The organism is Streptomyces viridosporus (genome assembly GCF_002078235.1).
GTDB classification, from domain to species: domain Bacteria; phylum Actinomycetota; class Actinomycetes; order Streptomycetales; family Streptomycetaceae; genus Streptomyces; species Streptomyces viridosporus.
On the sequence record NZ_MSGP01000206.1, the window covers coordinates 1 to 4901 of the forward strand.

Sequence of the window (4901 nt, forward strand, 5' to 3'; positions counted from 1 at the left end):
GCGTCAGAGGTGTATAAGCGACAGGCCCCCGCCCCACCGCCTGCGGCGCCGGTGCCGGGCCGTGGTCGCGGCGCGGGCGAGGCCGCCCACTCGGACCTCTCGACCGGCGGTATCCGGCCACCGCTCATAGGCTCGGAGCATGTCAGAGGTGTACACGGTCCGCCGCACCCGGGTACGGGAATGCTGCAACGCGGGCGGCAGCGCGGCGGCGCTGGTGTCACGGCCCGCCAACGTGCGCTACCTCGCGGGCACCGCCCCCGAGGGTGCCGTGCTGCTGCTGGGCAGGACCGAGGACCTGCTGGTGTGCGCCGGTCCGCCCGACGACCGGTCGCCGCAGGCCCGGCCCGACGAGGCGCTGCGCGTGCACGTCGGACCCGGGGCCGGCGGTGACGCCGCCGTCGCGGCGGCCGGTCTCGCCGCCGACCAGGGCGCCGACTCCCTCGCCGTCGAGGAGCACCACCTCACCGTGACCCGGCACCGCGCCATCCGCTCGGCCGCTCCCGGGCTGCGCCTGACCGACACGGGCCGTGCGGTCGAGCAGCTCCGGGTGGTCAAGGACGAGGAGGAGATCTCCTGCCTGCGCATCGGCGCGGAGATCGCCGACCAGGCCCTCGGCGAGCTGCTGGAGTCCATCCTGGTCGGCCGCACCGAACGCCATCTCGCCCTGGAGCTGGAGCGCCGCCTCGTCGACCACGGCGCCGACGGCCCCGCCTTCCCCACCTCCGTCGCCACCGGCCCGAACGCCGGACGGCCCGGCCACCGGCCCACCGACCGCCGTGTCGAGGAGGGCGACTTCCTCTCCGTCTGCCTCGGTGCCACCTACCGGGGCTACCGCTGCGAGATCGGCCGCACCTTCGTCATCGGCACGGCCCCCGCGGACTGGCAGATCGAACTGTACGACCTCGTCTTCTCCGCCCAGCGTGCCGGACGGGAGTCCCTGGTCCCGGGCGCCGCCTGCCGCGACGTGGACCGCGCGGCACGCCACGTGCTGGATTCCGCCGGGTACGCCGACGCCCTCCCCGCCCTCACGGGGCACGGAGTCGGGCTCGAAATCGACGAGGACCCTCGGTTGAGCCCTGCGGCCATGGGTAAACTGGACGCTTGCGTGCCGGTCACCGTCGAACCGGGAGTCCACCTCCCGGGCCGGGGTGGTGTCCGGATCGATGACACGCTCGTCGTGCGCCCCGAGGCGGACGGCGGACCCGAGCTACTCACCATCACGACCAAGGAGCTGCTCGCGCTCTAGCCTCGCGCTGTGCGCCGCCCCGGGGTCGTCCACGTCAGTTCAGTCCAGGAGATTCCTCAACCGTGGCTTCCACGAACGACCTCAAGAACGGCATGGTGCTCAAGCTCGAAGGCGGCCAGCTCTGGTCCGTCGTCGAGTTCCAGCACGTCAAGCCCGGCAAGGGCCCGGCCTTCGTGCGCACCAAGCTCAAGAACGTGCTCTCCGGCAAGACCGTCGACAAGACCTTCAACGCCGGCGTCAAGGTCGATACGGCCACCGTCGACAAGCGCGACATGCAGTTCTCCTACATGGACGGCGATTACTTCGTCTTCATGGACATGGAGACCTACGACCAGCTGCACATCGACCGCAAGGTGGTCGGCGACGCCGCCCACTTCCTCGTCGAGGGCTTCGAGGCCACCGTCGCCACCCACGAGGGCGAGGTGCTCTTCGTCGAGCTGCCCGCCGCCGTCGAGCTGACCGTCCAGGAGACCGAGCCGGGCGTCCAGGGCGACCGCTCCACCGGCGGCACCAAGCCCGCCACGCTGGAGACCGGCCACCAGATCCAGGTCCCGCTCTTCATCACCACCGGTGAGAAGATCAAGGTGGACACCCGCACCAGCGACTACCTCGGCCGGGTGAACGGCTAACCGTGGCTGCCCGCAACACGGCCCGCAAGCGCGCCTTCCAGATCCTCTTCGAGGGCGACCAGCGCGGCGCCGACGTCCTGACGGTCCTCGCGGACTGGATCCGGCACTCCCGGACCGACACCCGGCAGCCGCCGGTGAGCGAGTACACGATGCAGCTGGTCGAGGGCTACGCCGAGCACGCGCAGCGCATCGACGGGCTGATCGCCCAGTACTCGGTCGGCTGGACGCTCGACCGGATGCCGGTCGTCGACCGCAGCATCCTGCGTCTCGGCGCCTACGAGCTGCTCTGGGTCGACGAGACCCCGGACGCCGTCGTCCTCGACGAGATGGTGCAGCTGGCCAAGGAGTTCTCCACGGACGAGTCGCCCTCGTTCGTCAACGGCCTGCTCGGCCGGCTCAAGGAGCTCAAGCCGTCGCTGCGCCGCGACGAGGTCTGAGAGGCTCGGCACAGACATGCCGGAGGGCCCGCGGCGACGCACGTCGCGGGCCCTCCGGCATGTCGCGCGCCCGGTGGACCGGGGCACGTGCGAAACACCGCCGGGGTGGCCGGGACCTGCACGGTCCCGGCCACCCCGGCGGTACGTTTCTGCTCGACCCGCGGAAGGCTGTGCGCTCAGCTCTCCTCGTGGGAGGCCACCGCGCGCCGCGCGTCCGCGTCCAGGACGCCCCAGCTGATCAGCTGCTCGGTGAGGACCGAGGGCGACTGGTCGTAGATGACGGCGAGGGTGCGCAGGTCGTCCTGGCGGATCGAGAGCACCTTGCCGTTGTAGTCACCTCGCTGGGACTGGATCGTGGCCGCGTAGCGCTGCAGCGGGCCCGCCTTCTCGGCCGGCACCGTGGCCAGCCGCTCCAGGTCCAGGACCAGCTTCGGCGGCGGCTCGGCGGCGCCCCCAGGGGTGGTGCCCGGCAGCAGCTCCTGCACCGGAACGCCGTAGAAGTCCGCCAGCTCCGCGAGGCGCTGCACGGTCACGGCGCGGTCCCCGCGCTCGTACGAACCGACCACGACGGCCTTCCAGCGTCCCTGGGACTTCTCCTCGACACCGTGGAGGGAAAGGCCCTGCTGGGTGCGGATCGCCCGGAGCTTGGCCCCGAGCTGTTTGGCGTATTCGCTGGACATATGGCTCCCCGGCACTGTGTCGACGCGACTGGTTGGGTTTCCGAGCCGCGCGGCTGGTAACTCACTGTGAGGTTACGCAGCGTTACTCTCGTGCGTCAAGCCGAATGGTCCACACCGACTCTTCCGTGGTATCGAAGATCGGTTACGCCAGGGGAGTGACGCGGGGGCGATCAGGCGTGTCGCTGCGACCTGGTACCGTAGGCACCGCAATTCCGACGTCCTTTAAGGTCCGTCCCGTGAGGCGGAGAAGGAGGTCCGTTTCTCATGGACACGCAGTCCGATGCGCGGCCCGTTCTCGAGGGTCCCGACATCGCGCGGGTGCTGACCCGCATCGCCCACGAGATCGTCGAACGCGCCAAGGGCGCCGACGACGTGGTGCTCCTCGGCATCCCCACCCGAGGCGTCTTCCTGGCCCAGCGGCTCGCCGCCAAGCTCGAGCAGATCACCGAGCGCAAGGTTCCGGTCGGCTCGCTCGACATCACCATGTACCGCGACGACCTGCGCATGCACCCGCCGCGTGCGCTGGCCCGCACCGAGATCCCCGGTGACGGCATCGACGGCCGCCTGGTCGTCCTCGTCGACGACGTCCTCTTCTCCGGCCGCACCATCCGCGCCGCCCTCGACGCGCTGAACGACATCGGGCGCCCCCGCGCGGTGCAGCTCGCCGTCCTCGTCGACCGCGGCCACCGCGAACTGCCCATCCGTGCCGACTACGTCGGCAAGAACCTCCCCACGTCGCTGCGGGAGACGGTCAAGGTCCTGCTCGCCGAGGAGGACGGTCGCGACACCGTCCTGCTCGGTGCGAAGCGGACCGCTCAGTAGCACATCGGGCGCGCGCCGACCCCCCGTGCGCCGGCCCGGCACGCCCTCGCGCGTGCCCGGACGCCCGATTTCGCCTCATTGAACTGCCTTACGGAGCCTGACAGATGCAGCGCCATCTCATCTCGGCCGCCGACCTCACCCGCGACGACGCCGTCCTGATCCTCGACACCGCCGAGGAGATGGCCCGGGTCGCCGACCGGCCGATCAAGAAACTGCCGACCCTGCGCGGCCGGACCGTGGTCAACCTCTTCTTCGAGGACTCGACGAGGACCCGGATCTCCTTCGAGGCCGCCGAGAAGCGGCTGTCCGCGGACGTCATCAACTTCACCGCCAAGGGCTCCAGCGTCTCCAAGGGCGAGTCCCTGAAGGACACCGCCCAGACCCTGGAGGCCATGGGGGTCGACGCCGTGGTCATCCGGCACGGCGCCTCCGGAGCCCCCTACCGCCTGGCCACCTCGGGCTGGATCGACGCCGCCGTCATCAACGCCGGCGACGGCACCCACCAGCACCCCACCCAGGCCCTGCTCGACGCCTTCACCATGCGGCGCCGGCTCGTCGGCCGGGACACCGGGCTCGGCCAGGACCTCTCCGGCCGGCGCATCACGCTCGTCGGCGACGTCCTGCACAGCCGGGTCGCCCGCTCCAACGTCGACCTGCTGCACACCCTCGGTGCCGAGGTCACCCTCGTCGCCCCGCCGACCCTGCTGCCGGTCGGCGTGGAGACCTGGCCCTGCGAGGTCTCCTACGACCTCGACAGCACCCTGCCCAAGTCCGACGCCGTGATGATGCTGCGGGTCCAGCGCGAGCGGATGAACGCCGCGTTCTTCCCCACCGAGCGCGAGTACTCACGGCGTTACGGCCTCGACGGCGACCGCATGGCGCGGATGCCCGAGCACGCCCTCGTGATGCACCCCGGCCCGATGGTCCGCGGCATGGAGATCACCGCCGAGGTCGCCGACTCCGACCGCTGCACCGTCGTCGAGCAGGTCACCAACGGGGTCTCCATCCGGATGGCCGTCCTCTACCTGCTCCTGGGCGGCGCCGTGGTCGGCTCCAAGAACGTGCCCGCCGTCACCCACCCCCGCCC

At 71.0% G+C, this 4901-nt stretch carries 6 protein-coding genes; 5 read left to right on the plus strand and 1 reads right to left on the minus strand.

Annotated features, from left to right (window positions below; translation table 11 throughout):
- Positions 1–139: 139 nt before the first annotated feature.
- From B7L92_RS15250 to nusB, 3 genes are all read left to right on the plus strand, one after another.
- Positions 140–1246: an aminopeptidase P family protein gene (locus tag B7L92_RS15250; RefSeq protein WP_081238098.1), complete on the plus strand. Its 1107-nt coding sequence runs from the start codon at positions 140–142 to the stop codon at positions 1244–1246.
- Between the two features lie 62 nt (positions 1247–1308).
- Positions 1309–1875, plus strand: coding sequence for an elongation factor P (gene efp, locus B7L92_RS15255; RefSeq protein WP_081238100.1), 567 nt, complete (start codon positions 1309–1311; stop codon positions 1873–1875).
- Between the two features lie 2 nt (positions 1876–1877).
- Positions 1878–2312, plus strand: a complete 435-nt coding sequence (nusB, locus tag B7L92_RS15260) for a transcription antitermination factor NusB (protein WP_081238102.1) — start codon at positions 1878–1880, stop codon at positions 2310–2312.
- 176 nt (positions 2313–2488) lie between these two features.
- Here the strand turns inward: nusB and bldD are convergent, their stop codons facing one another.
- A complete protein-coding gene (gene bldD / locus B7L92_RS15265) occupies positions 2489–2992 on the minus strand; it encodes a transcriptional regulator BldD (RefSeq protein WP_004990661.1) in 504 nt (167 codons plus the stop codon).
- A 264-nt stretch (positions 2993–3256) separates the two neighbouring features.
- On the opposite strand from bldD, the gene pyrR reads away from it, so the two are divergent.
- Together pyrR and B7L92_RS15275 are read left to right on the plus strand one after the other, a co-directional pair.
- On the plus strand, positions 3257–3814 hold the full coding sequence (gene pyrR, locus B7L92_RS15270) for a bifunctional pyr operon transcriptional regulator/uracil phosphoribosyltransferase PyrR (RefSeq protein WP_081238104.1): 558 nt from the start codon (positions 3257–3259) through the stop codon (positions 3812–3814).
- A gap of 104 nt (positions 3815–3918) precedes the next feature.
- Positions 3919–4901, plus strand: a 983-nt coding sequence (locus B7L92_RS15275) for an aspartate carbamoyltransferase catalytic subunit (protein WP_081238106.1), incomplete at its 3' end; no start/stop codon positions are given.

What these genes read in the sequence shown, in the direction of transcription:
- B7L92_RS15250 (WP_081238098.1), top strand. Translation starts at nt 140, where the DNA reads ATGTCAGAGGTGTACACGGTCCGCCGCACCCGGGTACGGGAATGCTGC.
- bldD (WP_004990661.1), bottom strand. Translation starts at nt 2,992, where the DNA reads ATGTCCAGCGAATACGCCAAACAGCTCGGGGCCAAGCTCCGGGCGATC.
- pyrR (WP_081238104.1), top strand. Translation starts at nt 3,257, where the DNA reads ATGGACACGCAGTCCGATGCGCGGCCCGTTCTCGAGGGTCCCGACATC.